We start from the raw sequence: 24,267 nt of genomic DNA on the forward strand, positions 1-24,267 counted from the left end.
ACAGGAGAGAATCGATGCCTATGCCTGCCAAACCCCTGGTCGCCGCGATACTGTTCACCATGATTGTGAGCTCCCCTCTTGCGGCACAAACCGCCACCCCGGCATCAGAGAACGACGCAGCCGCCGAACAATACACGCCATCTGTCGGACAGCAGGGCAAGGACGTCGTATGGGTGCCTACCTCACAGGCACTGGTTGACCGCATGCTGGAGATGGCCCAGTTAACCGCAAATGACCGACTGGTTGATCTGGGTTCGGGCGATGGCAGACTGGTCATTACCGCTGCCAAGCACGGCGCAATCTCGCGAGGCATTGAATTCGACCCGGACCTGGTCGCCATGTCAAAACGAGCCGCACAAGCCGAAGGTGTGACCGAGCGTGCAACATTCGAACAGGCCGATATCTTCGAATCGGATTTTTCAGATGCCTCTGTGGTTACGCTTTTCCTATTGCCCAGCCTGAATCTGCGCTTGCGTCCGACCCTGCTGGATATGAAGCCCGGCACGCGGGTGGTTTCCAATTCATTTGCAATGGAGGCATGGGAGCCCGACGAATCAGTAGAAGTGAAAGAGGATTGCACCAATTACTGCCATGCCTATAAATGGATCGTTCCGGCCAAGGTTGCCGGCACCTGGAAAATAGGCGAGCGTGAACTTCAGTTGGAACAGAGATTCCAGGTGCTGGACGGAACGCTGAGCGACGGCGCCAATCAACGGCGGATCAGCAATGCACGCCTGAACGGAGCGAACATTACCTTTTCAGTCGACGGCCAGACATACTCGGGCAAAGTGGATAATAAACAAATGCGCGGGACGATAGACGGAAAAACTGACTGGACAGCGCGACTGGTATCCATGCAGTAAGAGGTGATACATTTTCCCAGTCGTTCAAACAGCAACAGGCGGGTTGTTATTCATATCCGAACCCGCTCAGCTAGCCTGCGAGACAAGCCCACGCACATCGCCTGCATCAGATAGGCTTCAGCACTGCTGTATCAGACGAATTTTTTCGGCACCAGGAACCGGCACGGATATGGCCATAGACTTGACCATCGGATCCTCATAGGTCATTGGCCGTTGCAAAGATCCAATGGCATGGTCCACGCGTATGTACATACTCTTGCCACAGGTGCATAGCGATGACCTGAACGGCTGCACCATCAACCGTGTCGTCCACCCCTGCCAGCACAGCGTGCTAATATTTACAGAAAGCCGGTATTTCACCCGTAATTCCTCGCTATAGAACAGTCAACAGGTGTCCCATGACCACAGTGCGCACAACCAGCCAGAAGCGTGAAGCTTTTTTTCAGTTGCATCAGACCGGCTGCTTCACTATCCCGAATCCCTGGAATATCGGCACTGCAAAATGCCTGGAGCAGATGGGCTTTGCCGCGCTGGCCTCGACCAGTTCCGGACATGCCTACGCCAATGGCATGCCGGACGGAACACAGTCGCTGGACATGGTTCTGGCCCATTTGGCCGAGCTGGCAGCTGCCGTGAATGTTCCGCTGAATGCCGATTTTGAAAATGGCTATGCCGATGATATAGGGCAGATGCAGCAAAACATCATCAAGTGTGTGGCCACCGGCATCGCGGGGCTGTCCATTGAAGATACACCACAAGGTGGCGCTGATGGTTTGTATGAATTTACCGAGGCGGTCTCGCGCATCAGCGCGGCGCGCGCAGCCATTGATCAGACTGGTGAACGCGTGCTGCTCACGGCCCGGACCGAAGGCTTTATACGTGGCGCACCCGATCTTGAGCAAACCACCCGGCGCATTGCCGCGTTCGTAGAAGCAGGCGCAGACTGTATCTATGCCCCCGGCATAAAAACCAGGGAGCAGATCAGCGCTGTCGTTGCGGCAGCCAATGACCGCCCCGTCAATGTATTATGCGGCAGCGCAATCGGTTTGACGGTCGCAGAACTGGAGCAACTTGGCGTGCGGCGAATCAGCGTAGGTGGCGCGCTGGCACGTGTGGCCATGGACGGCTTTCTGCGGGTCGCGCAGCAGATCGCGCAAGAAGGCCGATTCGATGGCTTGGGCGGAATTATTGGCGGCGCTGAACTGGATCGATTATTTTCGGCAACATCGCGCTAGCCTTTGGGGCTACTAGCATACCGCTCCCGCTTTTTGGCAGCATACCGACTGCTTGTCGACGACGCCCCCAATCGCTTCACGCGCTTTTCCAATTTGCCGAACAAGTTCTGCTTGAACAATGAAGGCAACCGAAAGTCAGGTCGCGCTCGCGCATCGTCAAACGACTGTCATGAGATTATCGCGGTGCCTCGGGCGACTCATACGGCAGATTCGTCATCTTGGGTGATGTTGAATGTTCAGGGGTTGATTCAGCCTTCAGGCGTTCAGCCATGAAATTGATGAACGCGCCCAGTTTGGGCAGCAGATGCCGGGTGGACGAGTAAAGAATCCAGGCCTGACCACCTTGCAGATTGTTCTAAGCCGACTCGGTACTATCCTGCCGTTCATGCGCAAATCTCACCACAGTGACCCCCACCTTCAACTGGCGCAGGGAAGGCATGACCAGAATACAATTGTCGTAGGGCGTGACGATAGGCTTATCGTCATCCTTGCCAATCTGCGTGCCGGCTTTGGCAATGCACTCCATTCCCTGATACGGCTCAGAAAACGACAATGATGCCGACGTTGCCACGACCGGCGCAGTCACGTGCAACACCGTTTGCTGCCCTTTTGGGGCAACCGTCCAATGACTCGGCAGATCGGCGGCCTGAACAATACCCGCCTCAAGCAGAAAATGGGCCACCACGTTTCGCGCGGTATCAATGGAAGATGGATCGCCGTGGTACCCGCATTCGATCAGCAACGCCAGCGCCTGCGATTGCGGATCGCCAAATTGGGCGAAGTCACGCATGCGTGTGCCGTCCTTGTGCCCTGCATCCATGATCACGTGTTGCGGCACACCCAGCCGTTTTGCCAAGTCCACATTCCGTTTCAACATCCCGCTCATCATCAGCGGCGGACTGGGTTCATGCATGGAATGGATATCAAGCAACCAGTCTGCCGCCTCGACCCATTTTCTAAGCGCAAGTGCTCGCCGGCGCTCCTGCGTATTCGGTTGACCCAGTTTATCGCTGGTCCAGACACGGTTCATGTCTTCATCGACAAAACGGGCTGCGTCGTGCGCGCTCACATCCAGCGTATCGAATGCCGCCAGATTGCAAAACGCCAGCACCAGTCGGCCTTTTTTCGGCCGCAAGCCGGCGGCCAAAAGTTCCTTCAACGCCCAGGCGCCACAAATTTCATTGCCATGAATCAATGCCGTGATCAATAGCGTCGGGCCTGCTGTGCCCGAATCAAATGCCCATACGCCTGGTGTATCGGTATTGCCCAGCCGCTCTGCAGACAAATCCGGTAACGCAATCTTAAACGCTGTGTTCATGGTCGCCCCGTAGCAATATGGGCTGTTTCGGCAAGTTTCTTGAATTTATTATGCTCTGCCTGAAAAAATGTGGCCAGCTCCGGCTGTGTGTGCATGACATTGCTGCCGGTGGTCCGGTACTTCTCCTGAAATGCCGGGTCCGCCAGCACTTGCTGCAGGCTGATCTGCAGTTTTTTAACCACCGCCTCGGGCATGCCCTTGGGGGCAAACAGGCCAAACCAGACACTGATATCCATGGCCTTGAGGGCGGGATTTTCAGCCAGCGCCGGAATATCAGAGGCAAAGGAAGAACGTTTCGCACTGGTTACACCGATGGCGGTTATTTGCCCCGACTGTATTTGCGGCAACGCCGAAGACAGGGCAAACACGCCCAAAGGAAGTCGCCCGCTGGTCAGATCCGTAACCAGGGGAGCCACGCCCCGATAAGGCACATGTAAAAATTTAGCCTGGGTTTCAGCGTTGAGCATTTCTCCTGCCATATGCAACGAAGTGCCCACGCCGGACGAGCCGTAACTGTAGCTGTCCGAGTTATCCGACTTGGCCACGTTGACCAGATCAGCGGTGTTCTTGATATCGGTCTCTTTGGACGCAGCCAGCACCAATGGCTGGTCACCGATCAGGCCAATGGCCTGCAAGTCAGTCACACCATTATATTTGACTGCCGGGTTCACCAGACTGGCTATCACAATTTCATTGAGTGAACCCACCAGCAGCGTATAGCCATCCGGTTTGGCGCGAATCACTTTCTGCGCGCCGATTGTGCCGCCTGCACCCCCCAGGTTTTCAACCACCACATTAGCGCCTATTTTCTTGGCCAGCGTCTCGGCCACTACCCTGCCGTTAAGATCAACGCTGCCGCCGGCGGGATACCCTACCACAATCGTGATGGGGCGGTCTGGGTACGTCGACGCCGCCAGTGTTGCCCTGCCGCTTGCTACCAGCAGGGCAAGTGCACACAGGGCACAGGATGCCGTTCGCAGAGCTTTATTACTTAACTTTTTCATGACAATGTCTCCGTTCAAATTTTTATTGCCTCTATACTAAATGCTGAAAAACATCAGCATTGTGCTTTTATTGCACAATGGCGTGCAAAATAAAGCCCGCGAGGCAACAGTCTGCGATCGTGCCCTGTCAAGCAGGCGGGCGCGATCCCAACCCATACCGATACGATGGCTACCCATGGCAGAGACCAAACTTTTGAAAGATCTGATTGCCTTGTCCAAAACATGCAGTTTTACCAAGGCTGCCGAGCTGCGCAATGTAACCCATCCCGCATTCAGCCGACGCATCAGGGATCTGGAACACTGGGCTGGCGCAACACTGGTTGATCGCAGCAAAATTCCCGTCAGGCTCACACAGGAGGGGCGTGAACTGCTGGTGACAGCCGAATATATTGTTGCCAGACTCAATACGGTCAGCAAGAAAATAAAATCGCCTGGCCAGGAGACACACTATGCCTTGCGTATTGCGACGGGACGCTATCTGGCCAGCACGCTGGTAGCGGACTGGGCCTGTGAAATGTCAGATGTCATTGGACGGGAGCTGTCTGTTGCCGTGTCGGTCCAGATAAGGACCGGCTCTACGCCGGATATGGTCGCCCTGCTACAACGAGAGGAAGTGGATTTTCTTTGCTGCTATGAGCACCCGAATTTATCCGTCCCGGTCGCGACCGCCAATTTTCAGTATCTGCAACTGGGTACAGACCGATTCGTGCCCGTATGTTGCGCCGCCAAATATCGTGACGTGGCCTACGATTTGCTTGACGAATTCACGCCTATCCCTCACGTCACGTATATCAACACACTCTCGCTGCATCATATTCTTAGCGATCATTTACGTGCAAGTAGTTATGCGCTGGCGCCGGTGGCCTATTGCGATTCAGTGGAAGTGGCCTGGGCACTGATCAAAAAAGGTCGAGGCATCGGCTGGCTGCCTTGGTCTGTGGTGGCGCAGGACTGCAAGTCCGGAAAGCTGCGCGTGTTGGGCGGCAGGCAAAACGAAGTGCCTTTTGAAGTGCGATTGTATCGTTCCAAAGAGCCGCTGTCTGTCGCAGCAGAGATGAGCTGGGACAGAACCACACGCTGATACCAGAGATCACGCCAGCGCGCAGGCCTTTGTGCGCTGCTTGTTCGAGGGGCTTGTGCAGCATTGTTTGAAGGCCCTGTGCGGCACCGGCAAGCCACGTGCGAAAACACTATTGCTGGGATTGCAGCCGGCTGGCCGCAAGTTCACAATACGCAGCAACCTCGGGCATTTGCCTGACTTTGGATTTGAGCATTTTCCCTGTGGCGCCCAACGGAATGGCGTCCACAAATATGACGTCATCCGGGATCTGCCATTTGACCATTTTGTCTTCATAAAACTGCAGCAGTTCATCCCGATCGAGCGTCATGTCCGCTCGCTTGACAACCACGATGATCGGACGCTCGTCCCATTTGGCATGACTGATGCCGATGCAGGCAGCCAGTTGCACGGCCGGATGCGCCATGGCGATGTTTTCGATATCAATGGAGCTGATCCATTCGCCACCGGATTTGATCACGTCCTTGCTACGGTCCGTAATCTGCAGGTACCCATCGGCATCAATGGTCGCTACGTCGCCGGTGGGAAACCAGCCGTCCGCCAGTGCGGCGTTGTTGTTGCAGGGAAAATAGTCGCGCACCACCCATGGTCCTTTCACATACAAATCGCCAAATGTGTTGCCGTCCCACGGCAGTTCACGCCCATTGTCGCCGACAATTTTGAAATCCACCCCGAAGAGGGCCCGCCCCTGCTTGCATCGCAGTTTCAGTTGCTCCTCGGCCGGCAGCATCAGGGATTTATTTTTCAGCGTACACAGCGTGCCCAACGGACTGGTTTCTGTCATTCCCCAAGCATGTATAACCTCTACCCCGTATTGCTCCTGGAACGCCTGTATCATGGCTGGCGGGCAGGCCGATCCGCCAATCACCGTACGCCTGAGTGTGGAAAATCGCTGGTCTTGACCCTTAACATGATCAAGTAGCATTTGCCAGACGGTCGGCACACCGGCCGCAAACGTCACTCCCTCTTGCTCGATCAATTGGTAGACCGATTTTCCGTCCAAAAGCGGACCTGGAAAAACCAGCGTTGCGCCGGTCAGTGCAGCCGCATAGGGGATACCCCAGGCATTGACATGAAACATAGGCACTACGGGCAGGATCACATCTCGCGCCGAGATGGCCATGGAATCGGGCAGTGACGCCCCATAGGCATGCAGCAGCGTTGAACGATGGCTGTACATGACCGCTTTCGGATGTCCTGTCGTTCCACTGGTGTAACACATGCTGGAAGCGGCATTTTCATCAAATTGCGGCCAGCGATAGTCGTCCGACTGTTCTTCCACCCACTGTTCATAACTGATCAGGCCGGGTATGGCGCTGTCAGATGGCAACGCGTCACGGTCGCATAGCGCCACATACTGCCTGATCGTTTGGCATTTGCCATGCACGGTCTGCACCAGAGACAGAAAGCTCAAATCGAAGCACAGAACCTGGTCGTCGGCATGATTGGCAATCCATGCGACTTGATCGGGATGCAGGCGAGGATTTATGGTATGCAACACCCTGCCCGATCCGCTGACACCGAAATACAGCTCCAGATGCCGATAGCCATTCCAAGCCAGCGTTGCCACCCTTGCGGAAAGCGGCAAAGCCATGCCGTCAAGCGCACGCGCGACCTGACGCGAACGGCGCGCCACATCGCGCCAATGATAGCGATGCAGATCTCCCTCAACACGACGCGAGACAATCTGACCATCACCGTGATGGCGCTCGGCATGAACAATAAGTGACGATATCAGCAATGGATGCGGCTGCATCAGGCCCATCTGTATTTCATCTGTCATAAGTCTCTCTCTTTTGGATTTATTCTATTTACTCTCAGGTACGTTGATTACCCGGGCGAGCCAGTTGCCACTTCGCTCAGTGCTGTGCGACTACGCGCTTGACCGTTTTAGCAGATTGATCGTTTTTTTACCAGACTGACCCTTTGGCCCGATTGATCATCCCACCCGAACGAACGTACCTACCCAAATGATCGTTAAATCCGAATAATCGTACTACCCAAATGATCATTGCACCCGACTGATCATTGCACCCGACTGATCATTGCACCCGACTGATCATTGCACCCAACTGATCATGATCGTTCTACGCGATTATTGTCCCACAATTGTTCAATTATTCAATTGATGAATCTACGATACCCGCCCGGCATGCGCATGCGCGCCGCCAGACTAACGCGCCAGACCAGACCGCAGATTTGGCCGCCGCGGCCGGCCATTGCCATCTACGGATTGCCTGATCGACAATAGACGAGGTGGTGGGCTGTCCCCTGCGATACTACGAAATCGCGCAGACACAAAATATGGCGCCCATCCTCCTTTACTGCTCGCCTTGCTTTACTGCTCGCCTTGCTTTACTGCTCGCCTTGCTTTACTGCTCGCCTTGCTTTACTGCTCGCCTTGCTTTACTGCTCGCCTTGCTTTACTGCTCGCCTTGCTTAACAGTCCCGCTGCTTCACAATTGCCCGGGCGCTTCCCGTTCCAGCAACTGGCGCTTGCGTTCGACTCCCCAGCGATAGCCTGAAATATCGCCATCGCGCCTGACGACGCGGTGGCAAGGGATGGCAACGGCAATGCGGTTTGCGCCACAAGCCTGGGCAACGGCGCGTACCGCAGTGGGCGCCCCGATCCGTTCGGCAATCTGACTGTAGCTGACCGTGGTGCCGGCAGGCACGTCCCGTAATGCCTGCCATACCCGCTCCTGAAATGCGGTGCCCCGGACGTCTAGCGGCAGATTCAGGCCCACGGACGGCGCCTCCACAAAGCCGATTACCTGCGCCACCAGACGCTCAAAGTCGGCATCGCCCCCGACAAGGTGGGCCCTGGCAAATTGATCCTGCAAGTCGCGCAACAGCGCATCGGGATCATCACCCAGCATAATGGCGCAAATCCCCCGGTGGCTTTGCGCTACAAGAATGGCGCCCAGCGAACATTGTCCGATGGCGAAACGGATAACCACACCCTGGCCACCAGCCCGATACTGGCGCGCACGCATGCCCAGCAATTGTTGTGACGCTTCGTAAAAGCGGCTATTGGAATTGAAGCCGGCGGTATAGATTGCATCTGTAATTGACGCCAGCGGAGACCCCAGCTCATCGCGCAGCTTTCTGGCTCGCCAGGCAGAGGCATATGCCTTTGGCGTCAGGCCGGTTTCCGCCTTGAACACCCGATGAAAGTGAAAGGGGCTCATACCGGCCTGTTGCGCCAGTTCGTCCAGACTGGGCGGCGTCTGCGCCGATTCAATATGGCGGCAGGCCCGCGCCACCAACTGCGCCGTTTCAATGGCCGCCGCTGTCCGGTCTGCCCGGGCGCGCCGACTGGGGCGATAGCCGGCTGCTTCAGCTTCCTGCGGTGTATTGAAAAAAACGACATTTTTGCGTTGTGGCAGGCGAGCCGACGAGCTAGGCCGGCAGTACACGCCCGTGGTTCTTACCGCGTAGACAAAATGTCCATCGGCTTGCCGGTCCCGACTTTGTACGGCCTGCCAGCGCGCTTGATCCGAGGCAAAGGGAGCGGGCGGTTTTCGGGTGGATGTCATGGTTGATCTCTCGCTGGTATGTCAGTTCACCAAAGCATAGATTTGAATTCAATCGCAAGCAATCCATTTCTTGCGATTGAATTTCTCTCTCATGTTCAGCGCGTTCTGGCCATATCGTTTGGGGGCTTGTTCTGGCCCTTATGCAGGCCCTTCTGGTTTGTATTGGCGCTGTATTCGTGCCGTTTTCGGGCCTGCGCAGGTTGTCGTTTGTGCAGACGACGCCTTTGCTTTATCGATATCCCGAATATGCCAACTGATATATTAATGTTTCAATGGTGTTTTCTCACTTGCTGCAACCCGGATACCACCATGTCAAAACGTACCTATGAATCTCTTCGCAGCGCGCGCTGGTTTGCCCCGGATGATTTGCGCTCTTTCGGTCACCGCTCCCGCATCATGCAAATGGGCTATGCGCCCGAGGACTGGGAAGGCCGCCCGGTTATTGCCATATTGAACACCTGGTCGGATATCAATCCCTGCCACTCGCATTTCAAGCAAAGAGTGGAAGACGTCAAACGGGGGATTTTCCAGGCCGGCGGCTTTCCTATAGAGCTGCCGGCGCTCTCGCTGTCGGAAAACTTCGTCAAGCCGACCACCATGCTGTATCGCAATATGCTTGCGATGGAAGCCGAGGAACTGCTGCGCAGCCATCCGGTAGACGGCGCAGTATTGATGGGCGGCTGCGACAAAACCACGCCGGGACTGCTAATGGGCGCGATCAGTGCTGGCCTGCCTTGTATTTATCTGCCTGCCGGCCCCATGCTGCGCGGCAACTGGCAAGGAAAAACTCTGGGTTCGGGTTCGGACGCCTGGAAATATTGGGATGAGCGACGCGCAGGAAAAATCAGCAAAACCGAATGGATTGGCGTCGAAGGCGGCATTGCCCGTAGCGCAGGCACCTGCATGACAATGGGTACCGCCAGCACCATGACCGCTATTGCCGAATCTATCGGCATGACGTTGCCCGGCGCATCATCCATCCCCGCCGTTGATGCCAACCACATTCGCATGGCGGCAGCTTGCGGGCGCCGTATCGTCGAGATGATATGGGAGGATCTGACACCGGCCCGCATTCTGTCTCGAACCAGTTTTTTGAACGCCATTGCCGTTGCCATGGCCATGGGATGCTCCACCAACGCGGTCATCCATTTGATTGCCATGTCGCGTCGCGCCGGCTGTAAAGTCACGCTGGATGACTTTGATGCGGCCAGTCGGCATGTGCCGGTGATTGCCAATGTGCGTCCCAGCGGCAGCACCTATCTGATGGAAGACTTCTATTATGCGGGCGGCCTGCCCGCCCTGATGCGTCGACTTGGCGATCACTTGCAAGGCGACACATTGACCGTTACCGGGCAGACGCTGGCAGAAAACATCCAGAACGCGCAAGTGTATAACGATGACGTAATCCGCCCCATGGATGATCCGCTTTATCCCGAAGGCGCACTTGCTGTACTGCGCGGCAATCTGGCGCCGTCAGGGTGCGTCATCAAGCCCAGCGCCTGCGCGCCGCAGTTTCTGCAGCACACCGGGCCCGCGCTCGTCTTTGACGATTATCCAAGCATGAAAGCGGCAGTCGATGATGAAAACCTGGATGTCACGCCCGATCACATTATGGTGTTGCGCAATGCCGGCCCGCTGGGCGGCCCGGGAATGCCCGAATGGGGCATGCTGCCGATTCCGGTCAAGCTGATCAAACAGGGCGTGCGCGACATGCTGCGTCTGTCCGATGCGCGCATGAGCGGCACCAGCTACGGCGCCTGTGTTTTACATGTAGCGCCCGAATCGTACATCGGCGGCAACCTGGCGCTGGTGCGTACCGGCGACATGATTACCGTTGATGTTGCCGCGCGTCGTATCCATCTTGAAATCAGCGATGAGGAGCTGGCCACCAGACGAGCCGACTGGATCGCGCCCGAACGCCGCTTTGAGCGCGGCTACGGCTGGATGTTTTCGCAGCATATTCTGCAAGCCGACGCCGGTTGTGATTTCGACTTTCTGGAAACCAGCTTCGGCGCGCCCAACAACGAACCCAGCATTTATTGATCAGGAAATCATCATGGCCCTTGACCCTCTCGTTCGCAAACAACTGGCTGCCGTAAGCACGGCAACGCTTTGCACTGCATTGTTTAGGCGCGGCCTGCGCAATCAGTTTATCCAGGACGTACGCCCGCTCAATCCCGACCTGCCCACCATGGTTGGCGAGGCCTACACCCTGCGCTACATACCGGCGCGCGAAGACCTCAACCCCATCGCCGTCTTCCAGGATCGCACCCACCCGCAACGAGTTGCCGTTGATCAATGTCCACAGGGCGCGGTGCTGATGATCGACAGCCGCAAGGACCCCCGTGCCGCGTCGGCCGGCTCTATACTGGTGTCTCGCCTGATGAAGCGCGGCGCGGCCGGCATCGTCACCGATGGCGGCTTTCGCGACTCGCCTGAGATCGCCAGGCTCAATATCCCGGCTTATCATAACCGCCCTTCGGCGCCGACCAACCTGACCTTGCATCAGGCACAGGACATCAACGTACCCATCGGTTGCGGCGACGTTGCGGTGTTCCCTGGCGATATCATCGTTGGCGATGCAGAAGGTGTTGTCGTGATTCCGGTGCATCTGGCGCAAGAGATCGCCGACGAAGCCGTCGAGATGACAGCCTACGAAGATTTTGTCACGGAACAAGTGCTTGCCGGCAGATCTATAATTGGTCTGTACCCTGCCACCGACCCCCAGGCCAAAGCCGATTTCGAGACCTGGCGGCACACAAATGGCAGATAGCGAATGAAACGCAACCATTCGCAAGGCGCTCATCACGTGGCTTGCAGCCGCTCGCGGGACCGCAGTCAATCCGGTTTGAAGCGATCAGCTTTGGTTAGCCTCTTGCCCATACGGGCAATCCGGTCGCTGCGCAGTCGACAGACATGAACCCGGCCACGTCACTGGACCGCAGCCGCCAAGCCGCACCGCAGCTATATCAATTGCTGCGCCAGCAGATTGTTGACCTGCAGCTGCCGCCGGGTACCTTACTTTCGCGTGCGGAACTGGCCGATCGCTATGGCGTGAGCCAGACACCGGTACGCGAAGCCTTGCTGAAACTGGCGCAAGAAAAGCTGCTGGATATTTTCCCCCAGGCCTCAACGCGGGTCAGCCTGATCAGCATCCCCCTTGCCAGGCAGGCGCATTTTCTGCGCCGCTCCATTGAACTGGAACTGCTGCGGGAGCTGGCCCTGTCACCCGTTCCCGGATTGGTTTCATCGCTGCAATCGCTGGTAGAAAAGCAGGAACATTATCACCACGCCAGAGATCTGGCAGAATTGAGCAAAACCGATATGCAATTTCATCGATTGCTTTATCAGGCTGCGGAAAAAGACGCGCTCTGGCAACTGGTTCATAGCCATAGCGGGCATCTGGACAGGCTGCGCCGTCTACATTTGCCAGTTTCGGGCAAACTGGAACGCATTATCCGACAACACCGACAAATTGTGCAGGCCATCGCGCAGCATGACCCGGCGCTTGCGCAACAGCATTTGCGCGAGCATCTGTCGGAAACACTGGAATATGCAGGACAAATTCGCCAGGATTACCCACAATGGGTAAGCGAAAATGAAGAACCGACCTAAAGGGTAACGGCTTTCAAAAATTGGGTATGAGTCGTCTGGGCAGCGCTAATCGTCGTTTACGAGCGGTCTGGTCTGGCCAGCTGCAAGACTTTTAAAAGCACACGCGGCCACAAAAATGATGCGAAGCTTGCTACCAAGCGCAATCACGGGTAATAGTCCGAAACGCGAATGACGATTTGTCGCGGTTTTGCCCCTGGCCTTGACTACGCGGTCAATATCGACCATAATGCTTGGCTCTTTGTTGGTTCTTACTAAGGCGCAGTAGCAAAGCGGTTATGCAGCGGATTGCAAATCCGTCTAGAGCGGTTCGACTCCGCTCTGCGCCTCCATTATTATGCGGGTTTCAGAGCAATTCTGATATATCACCTTTTTCGCAAAAATCGCATTTTTCCGCAAAAATCCAAAAACACACTCATAAAACAGACAGTTTGTCTCTTCTCTATAAGTCGCCGCCCTGAGGTTTTGCGCTCACGCGGGTAACCTGACATGACGAATGCTGCCAAAACCGAACCATCCGGAAGATCCCGGATGGTTCCTGAATTCGCGCAAAAAAGTCCCCCCGTCGCTTACAGAAACTGTATACACCGCGCACCTGGGCCTGTCATGCGGCTCTGACCCGCCAACGCGCAGCGGTACGCCTGGTAGGCGCCGACGTTTTCGCAACGCCTTTTGCCTGAGAAACCTCACACAGGGTCCGGACGCCACCCCTATCCAATTAGGGCTTTTTATAAAAATGCTTGCCGATACACATGCCGATAAGTCCGGCTACCAATAGCGCGCAACCGGGGCTTCTGCGCGTAGAATCTTCAATTGAACTGAAGATCGAATTGACCGCATAAGAGGCGTCGCCTGCTGCCTGCGCGGCTTTGCGTTTCATTTCGGTTTTTGAACTGTCAAACAGGTCGTCTGCGGTGGACTCAGCTTTGCCCAGAGCGTCGGCAGCATCGTCTTGTGTCGTGTTTTGGCTAATCATCGTATCACCTCGAAAAGTAAAGATGGTTTCAGCAAAGAGCCGTCATCGGGCGATGACGACACCGTTTGAGCCATACTAACAAGGTTAGCGTCTGTCAGCGCGTTGCGGTAACAAATGCTTAATATGGCTATACCGATGACATTGGCCGGCTGGTCGGCAAATGCATGCTTTTTGGCGACATCTGCGGTCAGCTCTTTGGAGTTATCGCGCAGATATCGGCAATTAGCAGGCCTGACTGGATAAACTTTTTACCGGTACTTACAGGTGGCTGATACGGAAAGCGCCGCCGCGACGGGACAGGACGCTCCTGTGACGGTTTGTAAATTAAATATATGCTGACATCGTCGTACCCGCAGTGAGCTCCACCGCGACCCTGCTTGTGGAAAGGTTACCATAGGGGCAACGGTACCTCGCGCATTAAAATAAAACGATATGGCGGTTTGATTTTACATTTTACTTTACTCATCGGCGGAGTACGGAGTACTGACTGATTAGTGGTGTCCTGGCCGATCGGTGGCGCTCTGATTCGGGGACGTACTGACTGATCCGCAGCGTACGACAAACGCTTCCTACCGTGTTAAACGCTTGCTGCTTTGTGTCGCTGTTAGAGCGACGATTTCACAACTCTTGATTTATTATGGCATCGAATCCTTCCACGCTTCCTATTTCCCCACGATCGCCGATCAACGTGATCCCGGCTGCAGTATCATTTGCACTCGTTGTACTGGGCATTGTCTATCTGAACGGCACGGTCAGCGGCCGACAAGCCACGCTGTGGATCGTAGGTATCCTGCTGGGCGCGACCCTGTATCACAGCGCTTTCGGCTTCACCTCATCCTGGCGGGTCTTTATTTCGGACCGGCGGGGCGCCGGGCTGCGCGCGCAAATGCTGATGCTGGCCCTGGGCTGCTTGCTGTTTTTTCCAGTGCTGGCCAGCGGTACGCTTTGGGGACAAAACGTCAGCGGCTTTGTCAGCCCGGTCGGCACATCCGTGCTGGTAGGCGCCTTTATTTTCGGAATCGGCATGCAATTGGGCGGCGGTTGCGCCTCTGGTACCCTGTATACCGTAGGTGGTGGCAGTACGCGCATGATCATCACACTGATCGGCTTTATTATCGGCTCAGTCATCGGCGCTGCACATCTTCCCTGGTGGGCCAGCCGTCCTTCGTTTGCGCCCTATTCCATTGTCCAGGAATGGGGAGCGCCAGCTGCGCTGATCAGCTGTGTCGTGTTATTCCTGGGTATCGCCCTGTTCACCATTTGGGCTGAAAAGCGTCGGCACGGAACACTGATTTCCTCGGCAGTGAGCGCCGGCAAAACCAGAGGCTGGGGGCGGCTGTTATCCGGACCCTGGCCACTTATCATCGGCTCCGTTCTGCTGGTGCTGCTTAACTTTGCGACGCTGGCACTGGCTGGCCGCCCTTGGGGCGTGACATCGGCATTCGCCTTGTGGGGCTCGAAAATCATGATGGCTGCCGGTTACGATGTCAGTGGCTGGGAGTTTTGGCAAGGCGCAGCCGCCGCGTCCCTCACTGCGCCGGTGCGCAACGATATCACGAGTGTCATGGACATCGGAATCGTCCTGGGTGCACTACTGGCCGCCAGCCTGGCCGGAAAATTCGCTCCCGTCTGGAATATGCCACTACGATCTGTGGTGGCAGCCATCGTGGGCGGCCTGCTGTTGGGCTACGGAGCCCGGCTGACATTCGGTTGCAACATTGGCGCCTATTTCAGCGGCATTCTTTCAGGTAGCCTGCATGGCTGGCTGTGGCTGGTGGCCGCTTTCGTCGGCAACGTCATCGGCACAAAAATGCGCCCGTTTTTCGGTCTCGCGGTAGAGAAAACCGTCAAGACGGGGTGTTAGCGATCAATTTAGTCTTTATGATCTCCAGCGCAAAACTTGACGGAAATTAATGGTGAGTTAGGTATGCAGCGTTAAAATGCCACGTCGTCTTTCTTTAGACAGCGCGCGAAAATAGCTGGCTTCAATACCAGCCTGTGCGGTAACGGCTGCATTCGGCAGCGCCTGATCTGGCAGTTCAGAACAGGCCGTCCAACCAGCTTTTCAAGGCACAAATATGAATCGTATATATTCATTCCTATTGTTATGCTGCATGATACCGCCCATGACTGCATGCGCCCCGGTTACTGGGGCGGGCAATTCTGATCGCGATGTTTCCATTTTGGTCGGACACGAAACAGACCCATATACGCTGGGTGATTCATCAGCAGGCAGCATCAGTGAGGCCGCGCCGGCGTTCACGGCCTTTGGCCGCCAGCCGGCTGCATGGCAAGCCGTCATTGACGGACCCCTGTTAACAATCGAACGATCGTCCACCGATCTTGTCACCCTGGTTGCCGAGCGCACCAACGCCAAGAACGACACCGACTTGATCAGGATTCGCAGCACGGCCCCAGCAAAAAAAGGCAGAACACCCAAGGTGAGTTTAATGATCAGCAAAGCCCCCTGTACAGTTGGACAAAGTGCTTATGAACTGAGAGCCACCATGTTCTATAACGACAGGAAATATACGGGCTGTGCGGCCGCGGCAAACCTTGCTGCAGGCGCGCGATAAATCGCAGTAGTATGTCATCCGTGTTTATTTTCAAGAATACGGCCCGATCATCGCGGCAAACGCGATGCATTAGACGACATTGCAGCGAATGTCATTGAAGCAAATTGCATTGCAGAAAATGCCCAAGCCGGATCTCAACGCCGGCTTTGCTCTGTTGCCCGCCGTTGCCTGGTGATCGCAAACTGGCCGAGCATCATGTGGCTTAGTATCAGGGGCATCCAATACATCGACACGAACACACCTGTGATCGATGTAATCATAGCCCTCGCCATTGCTGCTCGTAAATATTACCGTTCGTCAATATTGCTGAACGTGAACATTATTGCTCGTGAAATTCCACGCGACGGTTTTGCGCACGGCCGGCCTCTGTTGTATTGTCCGCTATCGGCGCGTGCGTTCCCTGTCCTTCGGCCTCGATCCGCTGGGCCTGTACACCGCGCAATATGAGGTACGCCTTCACTGATTCGGCCCGGCGTTTTGATAAAGCGTTGTTAGCCGGCTCATTGCCGGATTGATCAGAAAAACCCGTCAGACGTACCGATTTTCCACTGTTTTTCAGATGTTGCGCATACTGATCCAGTGCCTGGTGAAAGCGGCTATCGACCTGTGCGCTACCCAGGGCAAATCGCACTTGCGGCGCAGTCGCTGCCGCGGCAGCCGAGTCTGGCACGGCGCTGGCATCGGATACCGCAACCTCCGTTTGATCACTGACCTGGATATCCCTGCCCCCTAGAGTCTGAGCCCGGGTCGCAAGCGACTCTTTTTCCTCATTGGACGACACCTGGCCCGTTAATGTGAGGACGTCCTTGTCCAGGCTGACATTGACATTGCGATAGCCGCGAAGCAAGCTGAATAAGCCCGGATAGTCGTCAATCGTCGACGCGCGGACGGCGCTATCTATTGTCAGCTTGTCGTCGATTTCGCTGTGCCCGTCAACGGACTTGGCCGCGCTTACGATCCGATTGCGCTCCGCCTCGTCGGGCACGGCACCCTCGATCCTGAACGTATCGCCATCACGTTCAAGCCGAATCTGCGCAGCAGACGTCGCAGCGGCATGCGCACCGTCAGCGACTGAGTCTGTTGCAGTAGCGCTCGGATCCGGCGCATCGCCCGTGACCGTTGCCGCATCAGTCTGCGTTGAGTCGGAGATTGCCGAATCAACCTGTCCGCCATCTTCCGATGTTGTTGTGTCTACCAAAGGCTGCGTGGAGTTCGAAGGCTGCGTATGCGTATCGACATCACCAGTGGCCTCCGCCCTGTCGTCCTGTGTACCCTGCTGAGTTTCACTCTGAGGGTCGCCTTGGGTATCGCTCTGGACGTCGCTCTGGGTGTCGCTCTGGGTGTCGCTCTGGGTATCGCTCTGGGTATCGCTCTGGGCTTCACTCTGGGCTTCACTCTGGGCTTCACTCTGGGCTTCACTCTGGGTATCGCTCTGGGTATCGCTCTGGGCTTCACTCTGGGTGTCAACCTGAGTGTCAGCCTCTTTCTCTGCTGCGTCACTACCGGCTGACTGACCTTGCGCCGAGTTTGTGCTCGCCGCAAAGTTTGGTGTATTGCCCGAAGCGCCGCTGTCGTCTGCAGAGGCCGGCTGTTCGGCGGGTTCTGCCGCCGCAGGCGTGGTGCTAGTGTCTTCCGATATTGCTGGCTCTTGCTGTTGTTCTCCTGCGCCATTGTCTGCACCGTCAGCCTCTATGGTACTGGCCGAGGTGTCTGTCGTTTCCTCTTCTGCTGACGAGCTAGCATCAGGGCTCATGCCACCGGCATTCGGCGCGTCTCCACCTGTGCCGGCGCTACTGGCGGCTGACTCAGGCTCCATACTGTCGCTGGCCTGACCATAAGTTGGCGCTTCTGTCGCTGTTTCTGCCCCGGGATTCGGCCGAGCCTCTTGCGCTTCAGTCGCGGCCTTTTCTACTGAGTCTGTCGCATCCTGCTCGTCTGGCGACTGCGCTGTAGTAGCTTGTCCATCGGACGTAGCAACACTGTCCGAGCTCCCTGTGGTAGCCGGAGCAACGGCGGTGCTAGCGCTTTCACCCTGAGCGCTAGCACCCTGAGTAGCTTCACCCTGAGTAGCTTCACCCTGAGTAGCTTCACCCTGAGTAGCTTCACCCTGAGCACTTTCACCCTGAGCACTTTCACCCTGAGCACTTTCACCCTGAGTACTTTCACCCTCAGTCAGTTCACTCGGTGCACTATCATTCTGAGCGCTATCGGCTTGTGTCTGCTCGGCGCTGTCCGACGAATCCGGAGTTTCCGCTGATGGATCAGAGGCAGGGGCCGGGAAATCCGTGGCGGGCTCGGCCGGAGCATCCGAATCCGCAGCAGCGCCGGCACTTGTTTCTGCGGCGGTCGATGCCGCAGACCCCGCCGGTTCGTTCGATGGCTCATCGGTGGCAGGCGTCTCGGTTGCGGACTGTTGCTGATCAGCCGGTTTGGCGTTGTCGGTCTGTTCGATTTCCGATTGCGTGCAGCTCTTTATCCAGGCGGCGCCGGCAAGAACCACCGCAAGCGTCAACACCCATTTGAACCAACCGTTTGTTGTTTTATCATTTGTCATTGGCCCCCGTGCCACACCCGACTCTTTTCCTGATGACGGGGACGTGGCGCCGGCATCGCCAGCGGCCAGCGCTTCCGCTCCGAATAGCTCTTGCAGGTCGTTGGCGCCCAGCGCTGCGAGGGCTGGCGCATCCAGTTGGGGCGCGACGTGAGGTGCCTGGGTGGCAAGCAATGTCGGCAGGTCCGGCGCTGGAGCAATTTCGGTTGTGATATTGTTTTTAAGATAGGAAAGCACGAACGGCACAACAATAGACAACAGCGATACCACCATCGGACGATCTAGCCCGGTGGCCACTTCCAGGTGCGCGCTCACCGCTTCCTGTTGTGCGCCCAGAATGGTTGCCTGTTCGCGCTCACCCAGCGTAACGATCTGCGAAAACTGATCGTTGGTCAGAACCGTTGGTGACAGCGCACTGGAAGTCAGGCTCGCCTGCGTCTGGCTGTCGTTGATGCGATCCGTTAGTGTCTGCGCACCCTCGGGCTTGGCTGCCTGCCGTGCCATCGCGCCAATGACCAGCGCAACCGCCTTATCATAAGCGGTCGTCGCCTGCGGGCGGGAAATATCCAGATAGCCGGAAACCTGAGCAATCAGGCTTTCACGAATCGGGCCATTAAAGAACTGACTGAAATCGACACTCATGGAATCCTCATACCGTTGCTGGAGCTGAACGAAACCCTACCCGGGCGCTTGCGGTTCCATAGTATCACTTAATCAGCGTCGATTAAGCCGCCCGACTCGCTGCGGCAGGACAGCAGTATCATGCCCGGGAGGCTGCCGCCTTTTGATGATGATAGCGCAGCGTTCCGGCATGGATCACGCGATCGCCCGATACGATCTGATCGGGCGGCAGTGTGGGCTGGTCAATAATGCGTGCATAAATCGGATCGAAATCAATTTGTGCCAGTTCGAACAAGTCTTCCAGTTCATTGATGACAAAATAGCTCTTCTGCAAATCATCGATACGATAGTCAGTGCGCATGACGCGTTCCAGATCAAAACCGATACGATTGGGCGAATCGTCTTCAAGGCAATACTGAGTTTCGGTAAACGACGAGCTGATGCCGGCACCGTAAATGCGCACCCCATCGCTTTGTTGTACCAGTCCGAACTCAATGGTATACCAATACAAACGTGAAATAAACGGGAGAATACCCAGTTCAAGTGCTCTGAGGCCGCCTCGCCCATAGGCCTGCATAAAATCGGCGATCGCCGGATTCATCAGCATGGGGGCGTGCCCGAAAACATCGTGAAAAATATCGGGTTCCTGCAAGTAATCCAACTTATTTTTTGAGCGAATGAATTGACCCGCCGGAAAGCGACGGTTCGCAATGTGAGTGAAGAACACATCGTCAGGAACCAGACCCGGTACGGCCACAATCTGCCAGCCCGTGTGCTGCATCAGTGTATCGTTCACGCGTCGAAAATCGGGAATACGGTCAGCGGTAATGGGCATTTTCTGGATGCAGGCCAGGTACTGATCACAAACTCGCCCAGGCAGCAACTTGCTCTGTCTTTCATAAAGCGTTTTCCAGACCGCGTGTTCCTCTGGCGTATAGGCTTCCCAATTCTGATCAATAGTCCAATCGGCCGACGGCGCCGTTGCCCCGGCGGCGGCGCCGTGTTTATCGGCAGACTTCTGTTCAAGCGGCTCCATTAAAGTCTCCATTTCGGAATATGATGCAGAAACAATATCACGCCGAAAAATGATGAGTGACTTCATGCTCTATTTGACAAAACAACGCAATAATTCTCGATTCTCACGGGTTTCTATAGAATATTTTTTGATTTCCGTTTCGAAACCGCCCTCACCGTAAAAACAAATGCCAATGGGCAACGTCCTAAATCTGAAAAAAATGCAGACTATCTACCAACATCAGCAGGCAAATGTCACAGACGTGTGGATCAAATCAGGCCAAATGGTGCCGATGCAAACTTAATTAAAACGCAATGCAAGGGATGGCATGCAGGGCCAAGCGAGCGCCTTCACCACAAGAACGAACACAACAACCCAACAACGACAACGACGAGAACGACTTGCCTGAAGTCAGCATAAACAAGGCAAAAGACAGCTCAATGACGTTGCAAAAGACACATCAACGAGCAGGCAAGATATCTGCGATTGGCCTGCCAAGAATGGTGCCGCCCCGGACTTTGCAACGCATCATTCGCCTTGAAACTTACAACGCATCAATCGCTTGGGCCAGCTTGATGTCTTTTTCAGTCAGACCGTCGGCGTCGTGCGTGGTCAGGCGAATATCCACCTTGTTGTATACATTGCTCCATTCGGGATGATGGTCTGCTTTTTCAGCCAGTAATGCCACTTTCGTCATAAAGCTGAAAGCCTGCACAAATGAGTCGAAGTCAAATTGCCGGCGTAGCGCTTTGCCGTCTTCGTCCAGCCCCCAGCCATCGAGCGAAGCCAGTGCGATGCCGATATCTGCGTCATTCAACGGTGTCATGACAAACTCCTTTTGCCATCTGCATCCAGATGGCCTGATTGGTGATAAGCTGACTTCATAGTAATGCAAAGCGCCGGGTGTCACAAGACGCCGGTTCTGCCGGCCGGTTTTCTGGCCGCGGGTACACGCTGGGTTGTCGTTGACGTCAGAACTAACGTTATCATTCCTGTTAGTGAGATTATCAAAGAAAGGACAGATCATGGATGAACAGGTCTTGGGGGCCATGCAAAAATGGCCCAATGTGCCGGCAGTATATGGCTGGCTCTCCCTGAGCGCCCAAGGCGACTGGTTGCTGCATAGCGATGGTGGTGCCCGTACGGGCCAGGCCGGCGAAAAAATTGCAAATGAACAGATTCGGCATTTCATGAACCGCAACTATGCGGCAACGGCCGGCGGAGAGTGGTTTTTCCAGAATGGTCCGCAACGTGTGTTTGTCGATCTAGCCTGCGCGCCCTATATTGTTCGCCTCGCCGACAACGCCCTGCACCTGATCACCCATAACGAGCTGCCCGTCACCGACATCAGCCAGTGGCTCCTGGACGAACAGGGCCGACTGTATATGCGAACCGAACATGGCGCGGCGATGCTGGCCGGACGAGACATGGGTCCGCTTACCTCCCGCCTGCAAGTCATGTCAGAGACGGCCGGCGCCGAGGCTGCAGGAATACCACTGGAACAACATCATCTGGAGGCCTTGCAAGACGGCGGCACCTTGCAGGTCTCACTGGACGGTGCGATCCAATTTTCAGCACCCATGCAAAAGCTGGATAGCCGGCATATTGCCGGCACACTGGGCTTTGTGCGCGAGCCGACAGCCGCCTGACGCTTTTTGCCAATAGCCAGGCATTATTGTTTACACTATGTCTGAATCCATCGCACCAGAAAAAACACCATGACGTTACCCAGCGCTTTGCAGTATTTTCCCGCTCCCACGACACAGGCTTTTTGCAGCCAGTGCGGCAATCCGCTAACGCGTCTGATCCCGCCGGATGACAACCGCAAGCGCGATGTCTGCAACCATTGCGGAGCGGTGCATTATCGCAATCCGCTGATCGTGGTGGGCACCGTGCCTATCTGGAACGACGAGGTTTTGCTGTGCCGCCGCGCCATCGAACCTCGCTACGACACCTGGACCCTGCCTGCCGGCTTTATGGAATTGTCCGAGACGACCAGCCAGGGTGCCCTGCGCGAAACCGATGAGGAAGCGGGTGCAGATATTGTCCTGGGCAACCTGTTTACCGTGCTGGATGTGCCCCGTGTTAACCAGGTGCATATGTACTTTCTTGCCACTGTCACCAGTGAACGTCTGGACCCCGGGCCCGAATCGCTGGAAGCCAGATTTTTCAAGCTGGATGAGATTCCCTGGGACGAACTGTCATTTCGTACGGTTTCTCATACCCTTAAGGCCTATTTGCGAGACAGGGCCAGCGGCGTATTCTCGACCCATTATCACAGCATCGAATAATCTGTCCCGTCCAGGGTATCGACATCATGATCACATTGCCCTGCCTTGATAACGGCGTGCCGTTTCCCGCGGCCAGCCAGGCACTGAAAGAACCGGATGGCCTGCTGGCATTCGGCGGCGATTTGTCCGCCTGCCGACTGCTGCAAGCCTACAGGCTGGGCATTTTCCCCTGGTATTCAGCCGATCAGCCTTTGCTATGGTGGTCTCCCTCGTTGCGCATGGTGCTGCGCTGCGACAACCTGAAAATTTCACAAAGCCTGGGCAAACTGCTTAAGCGTGTGGCCCGTCATGAATACCAGCCCGACAGTCCTCTGAAAGTGACCACCAACACCTGTTTTGAGACGGTGATGCGCGCGTGCGCGGCACCGCGCGACACGCACGCCGGCACATGGATTACCAGCGAAATGATTGCTGCCTACACCCAGCTTCACCGCCAGGGTTACGCTCATTCCATTGAAACTTGGGTGGACGGGCGTCTGGCCGGCGGACTATACGGCGTCTGTATCGGGCGCATGTTTTATGGCGAATCCATGTTCTCGTACCGCAGCAACGCGTCAAAAATCGCCCTGGCCTGGCTGGTTCGCTTTCTTAAGGCAAATCAAGTGCCCTGGATTGACTGCCAGCAGGATACGCCGCATCTGGCCAGTATGGGCGCGCAATCCCTGCCCCGGGCTGCGTTTTTGCGCCATGTCTCCGAGGCGGTCAGCCAACCGGGCTTTAACTGGCCCGCCGGCCAATTGCTGGCAGACGGAACTATCGTTGCCCCGGTGTGACCCCAGGCGTTTTTCAGGTATAGTTGGCGACAAACGCCCCAACAGCCGGTGACCTGCCATGAGCGATATCCACGATCCATCATTCAACGTCCTGCAGTTTTATCTGACCGCCCCCTATTCCTGCAGCTATCTGGACGGAAAGATGGCGCGCTCGCAGGTGGTTGTGCCTGGTCACCTGATTCGCCCGCCGGTTTATGCGCAATTATTGCGCAATGGCTTTCGACGCAGCGGTCTTTTTACCTACCGCCCACGCTGCGATCAATGCCGGGCTTGCATTTCGGTCAGGATCAATTGTGCCCGGTTCGAGCCCAGTCGCACGCAACGACGCATCCTGAAACGCCATAGCAGTTTGCACGCCCGGATTCGCGCGCTCGAATGGGATGAAAGCCACTTCGCGCTGTATAAAAAATACCAAGCGTCGCGTCACGCGGGTGGCGGCATGGACGACGACAGCTCGGAGCAGTACGAGGAATTTCTGCTGACCAGCCGGATCGACTCGCAACTGGTGGAGTTCCACGACGAAGACGGTGTACTGCGGATGGTGTCCATCATTGACGTCACCGATGACGGGTTATCCTCCGTATACACGTTTTACGATCCCGATTATGCTGGCAGCCTGGGAACGTATGGCATTTTATGGCAGATCCGCCATTGCAATGACCGCGGCCTGCCTTGGCTGTATCTGGGTTATTGGATCGCGCAAAGCCGTAAAATGGCGTACAAAATCAATTTCCGCCCTATCGAACTTTATATTAACCATCGATGGATTGACAGTGAAAGCATCAACCTGTCCGACCCATCTTCTTTCTGATCCG

The 24,267-nt window shown here is 55.9% G+C and carries 20 protein-coding genes and 1 tRNA gene; 13 read left to right on the plus strand and 8 right to left on the minus strand.

Annotated features, from left to right (window positions below):
* Positions 1–20: 20 nt before the first annotated feature.
* A complete protein-coding gene (locus CAP48_RS15830) occupies positions 21–863 on the plus strand; it encodes a cyclopropane-fatty-acyl-phospholipid synthase family protein (protein WP_242444518.1) in 843 nt (280 codons plus the stop codon).
* A 398-nt stretch (positions 864–1,261) separates the two neighbouring features.
* Positions 1,262–2,098, plus strand: coding sequence for an oxaloacetate decarboxylase (locus tag CAP48_RS15835; protein ID WP_100698405.1), 837 nt, complete (start codon positions 1,262–1,264; stop codon positions 2,096–2,098).
* 355 nt (positions 2,099–2,453) lie between these two features.
* Here the strand turns inward: CAP48_RS15835 and CAP48_RS15840 are convergent, their stop codons facing one another.
* Positions 2,454–3,416, minus strand: coding sequence for a succinylglutamate desuccinylase/aspartoacylase family protein (locus CAP48_RS15840; protein WP_100698406.1), 963 nt, complete (start codon positions 3,414–3,416; stop codon positions 2,454–2,456).
* Complete coding sequence (locus CAP48_RS15845) at positions 3,413–4,420, minus strand: tripartite tricarboxylate transporter substrate binding protein (RefSeq protein WP_100698408.1); 1,008 nt, start codon at positions 4,418–4,420, stop codon at positions 3,413–3,415. Before CAP48_RS15845 ends, CAP48_RS15840 begins: the two co-directional genes overlap by 4 nt.
* 175 nt (positions 4,421–4,595) lie before the next feature.
* Between CAP48_RS15845 and CAP48_RS15850 the strand changes: the two genes are divergently transcribed.
* A complete protein-coding gene (locus CAP48_RS15850; protein ID WP_161495280.1) occupies positions 4,596–5,501 on the plus strand; it encodes a LysR family transcriptional regulator in 906 nt (301 codons plus the stop codon).
* Between the two features lie 109 nt (positions 5,502–5,610).
* Here the strand turns inward: CAP48_RS15850 and CAP48_RS15855 are convergent, their stop codons facing one another.
* Positions 5,611–7,281, minus strand: coding sequence for a 3-(methylthio)propionyl-CoA ligase (locus tag CAP48_RS15855; RefSeq protein ID WP_242444519.1), 1,671 nt, complete (start codon positions 7,279–7,281; stop codon positions 5,611–5,613).
* A 673-nt stretch (positions 7,282–7,954) separates the two neighbouring features.
* The gene (gene ada, locus CAP48_RS15860; protein ID WP_100698412.1) at positions 7,955–9,037 is read right to left on the minus strand and encodes a bifunctional DNA-binding transcriptional regulator/O6-methylguanine-DNA methyltransferase Ada; all 1,083 of its coding nucleotides are present in this window, start codon (positions 9,035–9,037) and stop codon (positions 7,955–7,957) included.
* Between the two features lie 309 nt (positions 9,038–9,346).
* Between ada and araD the strand changes: the two genes are divergently transcribed.
* The 4 genes from araD (at position 9,347) to CAP48_RS15885 (ending at position 12,981) form a co-directional block, all read left to right on the plus strand.
* A complete protein-coding gene (gene araD, locus CAP48_RS15865) occupies positions 9,347–11,080 on the plus strand; it encodes an L-arabinonate dehydratase (RefSeq protein WP_100698414.1) in 1,734 nt (577 codons plus the stop codon).
* 13 nt (positions 11,081–11,093) lie between these two features.
* On the plus strand, positions 11,094–11,810 hold the full coding sequence (locus CAP48_RS15870; RefSeq protein WP_100698416.1) for a ribonuclease activity regulator RraA: 717 nt from the start codon (positions 11,094–11,096) through the stop codon (positions 11,808–11,810).
* A 143-nt stretch (positions 11,811–11,953) separates the two neighbouring features.
* Entirely contained in the window at positions 11,954–12,652 is a 699-nt protein-coding gene (locus tag CAP48_RS15875; RefSeq protein ID WP_100698418.1) for a GntR family transcriptional regulator, read from the plus strand.
* 255 nt (positions 12,653–12,907) lie between these two features.
* Positions 12,908–12,981 (plus strand) — tRNA-Cys (locus tag CAP48_RS15885).
* 386 nt (positions 12,982–13,367) lie between these two features.
* On the opposite strand, the gene CAP48_RS15890 is transcribed toward CAP48_RS15885, so the two are convergent.
* Positions 13,368–13,625 carry a hypothetical protein gene (locus CAP48_RS15890; RefSeq protein WP_100698423.1) on the minus strand — a complete coding sequence of 86 codons (258 nt, stop codon included), beginning with the start codon at positions 13,623–13,625 and terminating at the stop codon, positions 13,368–13,370.
* Positions 13,626–14,262: 637 nt separating this feature from the next.
* Between CAP48_RS15890 and CAP48_RS15895 the strand changes: the two genes are divergently transcribed.
* On the plus strand, positions 14,263–15,489 hold the full coding sequence (locus CAP48_RS15895) for a YeeE/YedE family protein (RefSeq protein WP_100698425.1): 1,227 nt from the start codon (positions 14,263–14,265) through the stop codon (positions 15,487–15,489).
* A gap of 262 nt (positions 15,490–15,751) precedes the next feature.
* Positions 15,752–16,201, plus strand: coding sequence for a hypothetical protein (locus tag CAP48_RS15900; RefSeq protein WP_100698427.1), 450 nt, complete (start codon positions 15,752–15,754; stop codon positions 16,199–16,201).
* 319 nt (positions 16,202–16,520) lie between these two features.
* Here the strand turns inward: CAP48_RS15900 and CAP48_RS15905 are convergent, their stop codons facing one another.
* From CAP48_RS15905 to CAP48_RS15915, 3 genes are all read right to left on the minus strand, one after another.
* Positions 16,521–19,394, minus strand: coding sequence for an OmpA family protein (locus CAP48_RS15905; protein WP_100698429.1), 2,874 nt, complete (start codon positions 19,392–19,394; stop codon positions 16,521–16,523).
* Positions 19,395–19,512: 118 nt separating this feature from the next.
* On the minus strand, positions 19,513–20,409 hold the full coding sequence (gene phhA / locus CAP48_RS15910; protein WP_242444520.1) for a phenylalanine 4-monooxygenase: 897 nt from the start codon (positions 20,407–20,409) through the stop codon (positions 19,513–19,515).
* Positions 20,410–20,932: 523 nt separating this feature from the next.
* On the minus strand, positions 20,933–21,214 hold the full coding sequence (locus tag CAP48_RS15915) for a 4a-hydroxytetrahydrobiopterin dehydratase (RefSeq protein WP_100698431.1): 282 nt from the start codon (positions 21,212–21,214) through the stop codon (positions 20,933–20,935).
* A 199-nt stretch (positions 21,215–21,413) separates the two neighbouring features.
* On the opposite strand from CAP48_RS15915, the gene CAP48_RS15920 reads away from it, so the two are divergent.
* The 4 genes from CAP48_RS15920 to CAP48_RS15935 all read left to right on the plus strand — a co-directional run bounded on the left by CAP48_RS15920 (position 21,414) and on the right by CAP48_RS15935 (position 24,263).
* Positions 21,414–22,037: a DUF2946 family protein gene (locus CAP48_RS15920; RefSeq protein WP_100698433.1), complete on the plus strand. Its 624-nt coding sequence runs from the start codon at positions 21,414–21,416 to the stop codon at positions 22,035–22,037.
* Positions 22,038–22,106: 69 nt separating this feature from the next.
* A complete protein-coding gene (locus CAP48_RS15925; protein ID WP_100698435.1) occupies positions 22,107–22,679 on the plus strand; it encodes an NUDIX hydrolase in 573 nt (190 codons plus the stop codon).
* A 29-nt stretch (positions 22,680–22,708) separates the two neighbouring features.
* Positions 22,709–23,452, plus strand: a complete 744-nt coding sequence (gene aat / locus CAP48_RS15930) for a leucyl/phenylalanyl-tRNA--protein transferase (protein WP_369806367.1) — start codon at positions 22,709–22,711, stop codon at positions 23,450–23,452.
* A 58-nt stretch (positions 23,453–23,510) separates the two neighbouring features.
* On the plus strand, positions 23,511–24,263 hold the full coding sequence (locus CAP48_RS15935) for an arginyltransferase (RefSeq protein WP_100698439.1): 753 nt from the start codon (positions 23,511–23,513) through the stop codon (positions 24,261–24,263).
* The last annotated feature ends 4 nt before the right edge of the window (positions 24,264–24,267 follow it).

The organism is Advenella sp. S44 (genome assembly GCF_002810445.1).
In the GTDB taxonomy this organism is placed as follows: Bacteria; Pseudomonadota; Gammaproteobacteria; order Burkholderiales; family Burkholderiaceae_B; genus Advenella.

Coding starts and splice junctions, on each gene's coding strand:
- CAP48_RS15835 (WP_100698405.1), top strand. CDS start 1,262: ATGACCACAGTGCGCACAACCAGCCAGAAGCGTGAAGCTTTTTTTCAG.
- CAP48_RS15870 (WP_100698416.1), top strand. CDS start 11,094: ATGGCCCTTGACCCTCTCGTTCGCAAACAACTGGCTGCCGTAAGCACG.
- CAP48_RS15875 (WP_100698418.1), top strand. CDS start 11,954: ATGAACCCGGCCACGTCACTGGACCGCAGCCGCCAAGCCGCACCGCAG.
- phhA (WP_242444520.1), bottom strand. CDS start 20,409: ATGGAGCCGCTTGAACAGAAGTCTGCCGATAAACACGGCGCCGCCGCC.
- CAP48_RS15855 (WP_242444519.1), bottom strand. CDS start 7,281: ATGACAGATGAAATACAGATGGGCCTGATGCAGCCGCATCCATTGCTG.
- CAP48_RS15900 (WP_100698427.1), top strand. CDS start 15,752: ATGACTGCATGCGCCCCGGTTACTGGGGCGGGCAATTCTGATCGCGAT.
- CAP48_RS15840 (WP_100698406.1), bottom strand. CDS start 3,416: ATGAACACAGCGTTTAAGATTGCGTTACCGGATTTGTCTGCAGAGCGG.
- CAP48_RS15920 (WP_100698433.1), top strand. CDS start 21,414: ATGGATGAACAGGTCTTGGGGGCCATGCAAAAATGGCCCAATGTGCCG.
- CAP48_RS15935 (WP_100698439.1), top strand. CDS start 23,511: ATGAGCGATATCCACGATCCATCATTCAACGTCCTGCAGTTTTATCTG.
- ada (WP_100698412.1), bottom strand. CDS start 9,037: ATGACATCCACCCGAAAACCGCCCGCTCCCTTTGCCTCGGATCAAGCG.
- CAP48_RS15925 (WP_100698435.1), top strand. CDS start 22,107: ATGACGTTACCCAGCGCTTTGCAGTATTTTCCCGCTCCCACGACACAG.
- araD (WP_100698414.1), top strand. CDS start 9,347: ATGTCAAAACGTACCTATGAATCTCTTCGCAGCGCGCGCTGGTTTGCC.
- CAP48_RS15830 (WP_242444518.1), top strand. CDS start 21: ATGCCTGCCAAACCCCTGGTCGCCGCGATACTGTTCACCATGATTGTG.
- CAP48_RS15915 (WP_100698431.1), bottom strand. CDS start 21,214: ATGACACCGTTGAATGACGCAGATATCGGCATCGCACTGGCTTCGCTC.
- CAP48_RS15850 (WP_161495280.1), top strand. CDS start 4,596: ATGGCAGAGACCAAACTTTTGAAAGATCTGATTGCCTTGTCCAAAACA.
- CAP48_RS15895 (WP_100698425.1), top strand. CDS start 14,263: ATGGCATCGAATCCTTCCACGCTTCCTATTTCCCCACGATCGCCGATC.
- CAP48_RS15905 (WP_100698429.1), bottom strand. CDS start 19,394: ATGAGTGTCGATTTCAGTCAGTTCTTTAATGGCCCGATTCGTGAAAGC.
- CAP48_RS15845 (WP_100698408.1), bottom strand. CDS start 4,420: ATGAAAAAGTTAAGTAATAAAGCTCTGCGAACGGCATCCTGTGCCCTG.
- CAP48_RS15890 (WP_100698423.1), bottom strand. CDS start 13,625: ATGATTAGCCAAAACACGACACAAGACGATGCTGCCGACGCTCTGGGC.